Consider the following 5,096-nt stretch of genomic DNA (forward strand, 5'->3'; position numbering starts at 1 on the left):
ACATTCTCAAAGTTTAAGGCACGCTCACTTCGGCGTTTAACCGCGCAGATAAACTGCGCTTACGCCTCCGTAGCGAACGTCTGCTCACGCAGCCGCCAGAGCAATTTCAAAGTGAAATTGCTCTAAAAACACTAACAAACGTCCGACATACACTACACGGCCAAACAACTTGACACAGTGCGAAAGGATAAATATAACAACACGATTGTGCGCTCGTAGCTCAGTTGGATAGAGCGACAGCCTCCTAAGCTGTAGGCCACAAGTTCGATTCTTGTCGGGCGCACCAGAAAATTCAAGGGTTTACGGAAATTCCGTGAGTCCTTTTTTCGTCTTGCCCCACACCTGCCCCACACGGCAAGAAAATGTTTGAAAAAGGGTGACGCCACAAAGCTATATAAGTTATCCTGCTTATTAGCTGATGGTGGAACGGCGAAGCCGCTTGCTTCTCAATCCATTATAATATTTGGCTCTGTCACAACAAATGGTTGATTTTTGACGAGAAATAGCGTATAATAATAGTAAGAAACAGTACCACCGAAGGAGGTAATTGGATATGCCTACTATCAAAGACGCATTAGATATTATCGGTAAGTTGACTGTCGCAGAGCAGGAAAGCCTTAAAACAATGCTTTTAAGTCCTGCCTTTGTAAAGTCTTTGAATATTGAAGATTTCGTAGCAAAGGAACGCTTTGCAAATGGTCGTGTATGCCCTCTTTGTGGCTGTATCCATGTGGTTCGCAATGGTCATCGTAAAGATGGCACACAGCGATATGTATGTAAGGATTGTGGCAAGTCCTTCGTGATTGCTACGAACTCCATTGTGTCTGGTACAAGAAAAGACTTGTCCGTGTGGGAGCAGTACATTGATTGTATGATGAATGGCTTATCCATTCGTAAGACTGCTGTTGCTTGTGGGATTCACAGAAACACCGCATTCCTTTGGAGACACAAGATTTTGGATGCACTTCAGAATATGGCAGACGATGTTACCCTTGACGGCATTATTGAGGCTGACGAAACTTTTTTCGCCATCTCGTACAAGGGCAATCATAGCAAGAGTAAGACATTTGCTATGCCACGCAAGGCTCATAAGCGTGGTCATTCTACACATATCAGAGGCTTGTCCCAAGAAAAGGTATGTGTTCCTTGTGCGGTTAATAGGAATGGCTTGTCTATCTCCAAGATTACGAATACTGGTAGAGTTTCTACAAGAGATTTACATCATATTTATGATGGTAGGATTAAGACCAATTCCACTCTTGTTACGGACAAGATGAACTCCTATGTGAGATTTACAAATGCCAATGGCATTGACCTTGTGCAGTTAAAGACTGGCAAAGCCAAGAAAGGCATTTATAATATCCAACATATCAATAGCTACCATAGCCAGCTAAAGAGGTTTATGCGTGGCTTTAACGGTGTTTCTACCAAGTATCTGAACAACTATCTTGTGTGGAATAACCTTGTAAATTACGCCAAAGAAAGCGACATGGAGAAAAGGAACATCTTCTTAACTTTCGTTTTGGCAACATTGAAAACTGCTAAATGCAGAGATTTATCAAACAGACCAGCAGTTCCTCTGGTCGCCTAATTAGAATTTGTGGAGATGATAAGATGGTCAATATAACAGATGTAAAACAGATTCTTCAATTTGCAATAGATGCGGAGATTAAAGTCTTTCTTGATGGTGGCTGGGGTGTAGATGCTCTTCTTGGATATCAGTCAAGAGCCCATAATGATATTGACATTTTTGTAGAAAAGAACGATTATCAGAACTTTATAGAAATAATGAAAGCTAATGGCTTTTATGAGATTAAGATGGAATATACAACATTGAACCATACTGTATGGGAAGATTTGAAAAACAGAATTATTGATTTGCATTGTTTTGAATATACGGACGAAGGTGAAATTCTTTATGATGGGGATTGTTTTCCGGTAGAAACTTTTTCGGGTAAAGGAAGAATTGAGGAAATAGAGGTTTCCTGTATTGAACCATATAGTCAAGTAATGTTCCATCTGGGATACGAGTTTGATGAAAATGATGCACATGATGTGAAGTTATTGTGTGAGACACTTCATATCGAAATTCCAAATGAGTATAGATAACTGCAAATAACAGTTTGTAGGGGAGTTCTGATACTCCCCTATAAAAATGGCTATTTATCAACTGTTTGTTGTGACATAGCCTAATATTTAAAGAGGGGGTGTAAAATGAGATCTAAAGAAGTTCGGATAATAAATGGTGCTGCCAATGAAATAAAGCACACACTCTGTTGTTATGACGATAAAAAAGTTGCTATCATTTATACTCCAGATTCTGAAGACACATATATGAGTGTTAGCGACAGTATGATTGAAAAAAAAATAAATAATGAACGTGAATTTTTGGAAAACTGTAATGTTATATTCTGGCACAGTAAAAATTCACTATTTGGAAAAGATGGGAAACCTTTTCAACAATTCATTATTGACAAAAATGACGAAATTGTCCCAACAATATATTGTTACAAGATTGATGAATTTGAAGAGGAGTTCAAAGTTCCGGCTTACCCAAAAACAACTGGTTAGTAATTAAGGAGAAAGGCGGGCTTTTGCCCGCCTTTTACTTCGCCGTCCAGTTCCACACGCCCAACCACTTTCCCGGCCTATCCACCACCAGCTGCTTACAGCGCCCCGCCCACATCCCATACCCAGCCGCTCTAAACGCCGCCTCAGCCGCCTTAAAATCCCCGGCAACGTACATTTCCCGCGCTTTTTCAAACGCCGCCCACGCGCCTAAATCGGCTGGTTTTGTATATATGTCCAGAGGCTCCGCCCTTCCCTTAACCTGCACAACATCCAGCAGCCGCCATGCCTGCGGTTTTCCGGCCATTCTGTATGCATCACCAGAAATAATCGCCGCCACGCCATATTTCGCCGCAAGCCCTTGAAGCCGTGCAGCGACATTTACGGCATCTCCTATTACTGTATAGTCAACAAACCCGCCCGCCGCGCCGAGAAACCCTAAATATACCGGGCCGTTATGCACACCGCTGTAAAATTGCGGAGTCTCCCCTATAATCCTCCTCGCTTTTTCTCCAGCTTTTTCAAGCGTTTGCTGCACCTCTTCCAGCATTTCCAACGCCTTTTCAGCGTCCGCATGCCTATACAATATCGCGTCCCCTTGAATTTTATCAACTTCACCGCCAGCAGCGCGGATAGCTTCCAGTGCCGGAGATAGCACGATTTTTAAAAGTAGTGCTACGCGCTCCGGAGTTAGCCTTTCTGAAATACTTGTAAATCCTCGCATATCTGTAAATATCACAGTAGCTTCCGTGCGTTTGCCCGTGGCCCCTATCGCCTCAGCGGGTGCAACTCGTGCTACCTTTGCCCCTGCATACTGCCGCAAAACCCGCCGCAAGTCGTGGGCTTGCCACGCGAAGTGCGCAGCAAGCCCGGCTAATGCGGCAATAGTTAATATTGCCCAGCCCTGCATTACCGCCCCCGGCTCCGCTTGCGGGCAGCTTTTGCTTCCTGGCTCTGAACTTCCTGCTGCGCCTGGGCCTTAATCTCCCTGATCGCCGCTACTTTCTGCGCCGGAGCCTCAGCCTTTTGTTCAGCCGCGGCTTTTTGTTCCCGGCTAAACTCCGGTTTTTGCTCTAGCTCTGCCTGCGGCCATTGGCTTTTGTCGCGCCAATACGGCGGAGCCTCTTTCGTCTCTTTCACGCTAAACCCGCAATGTTTCTGCAAATTGAAATTTTTGATTGCGCTGTCGAAGCCCTGCTTTACCACATCAACGATAAACATTATAAGCTTTTTCAGCATAGTGAAAATGCCCAGGCTCGGCCCCTGCTCCTGCATCTGCTCCGGCTCTTCCTTTTTCCTCTGCCCCGGCTCCTCCTCTTCCTTTCTCTTCTTCTCCCCTGCCATACGCTCTTGCTCCTCCCTGAATGCCTGGGCATACGCCGGTTCCTGTTCTTGTAGCCGTTCCGCCAGCCTCTCCGGCCCCAGGACCGGCGCAGCTTCGTTGCATGAAACAATGCGCGGAATACGGTCAAGACTGTTTCCGTAAAAACCGGGGACCACTATCCCTTCTTGCTGGCCGTTGCCGTAGCGGGTTTGTAGGGTCTCCCGGATTTTCTGGATTTCGCCTTCAGCTCCCGCCCTGACTTTAAATACAGACTGGAACCGCCCCGCCGCTGTTTCCGTTGTCAGCGCAGGCATATGCCCATCCGCTTTCATCGCCGCCAGGGAGGCTTCTGTCAGCCCCGACACGACAACAAATTTATGCTCCCTGGCTTCCGGCTCAACTTTTACCATCGCCCCGGCATCCCGCGCCGCCAGCAACCGCCAGGCCTCGCCCTGCGCCTGTTCTGCTGTAAACGTGTGCTCCTCGGTCTGCCCGTCCTTGTCCGTCACCGTCAGCTTGACGCTATCCGCCTCCAGCGCTTTCAAAAAACTTTCAAAGCGCTCATATTCCTGGGGATATTCATTTTCAGCATATTTTTCTTTCATAGCGATCTCCTGTTCGGACTTTTCTTTTCGTGCCTGAACCTCTTCCCTTGAAATTACTTTCATTTCGGGGAGCTTGATCATTTTTGACATAGCTTTTCTCCTTACCTGCCGCGGCTGCGGCGGCGGCGAGTTTTTTGCTGTTCGGGTTCTTGGGCGGGCTGCGGCTGCTGGGCGCGAAGAGTTCGGGCGTAGTCGCTTTCAACCCTGTGGGCAGATTTTATTGCGTTGGGGCCAAGTCGGCCAGAATCGCGGTCGCCGGCCGGGGTGTAATATGCATCGCGGACAGTTTTTTGCACTCGCGCTACTTCCTGATCCCAGGTACCGATAGGCGTTGACCCACGGCGCACGGTTTCAGTCCATTCGCGCCCATGCGCCAAAATTCGCACGGCTTCGCCGTCAGAGTAACCCATTGCCCGGAGCCTGCATGCCATCGCATAATCCAGACTGCGACTTGCAATACCCTTAATTTTTTTTGCAAGGTCGGTGCCGTGCTCGCGGTAAAGGTCGGTCCATGGGATACCTCGATGATTCTTTTCGCTTGTGGGCATGCTGCCGCGCACTGCGGCCGGGGCTTCCTGCTGCGGCTGCTGCGGCTGCTG

At 47.4% G+C, this 5,096-nt stretch carries 6 protein-coding genes and 1 tRNA gene; 4 read left to right on the forward strand and 3 right to left on the reverse strand.

Features of this window, described 5'->3' with window-relative positions; genetic code table 11:
- Window positions 1-209: 209 nt before the first annotated feature.
- From V6C07_RS03695 to V6C07_RS03710, 4 genes are all read left to right on the forward strand, one after another.
- A tRNA-Arg gene (locus V6C07_RS03695) sits at window positions 210-286 on the forward strand.
- A gap of 267 nt (window positions 287-553) precedes the next feature.
- Window positions 554-1,591: an IS1595-like element ISSag10 family transposase gene (locus tag V6C07_RS03700; protein WP_002837184.1), complete on the forward strand. Its 1,038-nt coding sequence runs from the start codon at window positions 554-556 to the stop codon at window positions 1,589-1,591.
- 23 nt (window positions 1,592-1,614) lie between these two features.
- Window positions 1,615-2,109: a lincosamide nucleotidyltransferase Lnu(C) gene (gene lnu(C), locus V6C07_RS03705; protein ID WP_019543803.1), complete on the forward strand. Its 495-nt coding sequence runs from the start codon at window positions 1,615-1,617 to the stop codon at window positions 2,107-2,109.
- A gap of 105 nt (window positions 2,110-2,214) precedes the next feature.
- The gene (locus V6C07_RS03710) at window positions 2,215-2,571 is read left to right on the forward strand and encodes a hypothetical protein (RefSeq protein WP_333535022.1); all 357 of its coding nucleotides are present in this window, start codon (window positions 2,215-2,217) and stop codon (window positions 2,569-2,571) included.
- Window positions 2,572-2,605: 34 nt separating this feature from the next.
- Here V6C07_RS03710 and V6C07_RS03715 read toward each other — a convergent pair whose 3' ends face one another.
- The 3 genes from V6C07_RS03715 to V6C07_RS03725 all read right to left on the reverse strand — a co-directional run.
- Window positions 2,606-3,307, reverse strand: coding sequence for an adenylate/guanylate cyclase domain-containing protein (locus V6C07_RS03715; protein WP_333535023.1), 702 nt, complete (start codon window positions 3,305-3,307; stop codon window positions 2,606-2,608).
- A gap of 170 nt (window positions 3,308-3,477) precedes the next feature.
- The gene (locus V6C07_RS03720; RefSeq protein ID WP_333535024.1) at window positions 3,478-4,587 is read right to left on the reverse strand and encodes a DNA-primase RepB domain-containing protein; all 1,110 of its coding nucleotides are present in this window, start codon (window positions 4,585-4,587) and stop codon (window positions 3,478-3,480) included.
- Between the two features lie 11 nt (window positions 4,588-4,598).
- A partial coding sequence (locus V6C07_RS03725) for a hypothetical protein (protein WP_333535025.1) occupies window positions 4,599-5,096 on the reverse strand: 498 nt, incomplete at its 5' end.

The sequence above is a fragment of the Desulfovibrio sp. 1214_IL3152 genome (assembly GCF_036763055.1).
Classification (GTDB): domain Bacteria; phylum Desulfobacterota; class Desulfovibrionia; order Desulfovibrionales; family Desulfovibrionaceae; genus Desulfovibrio.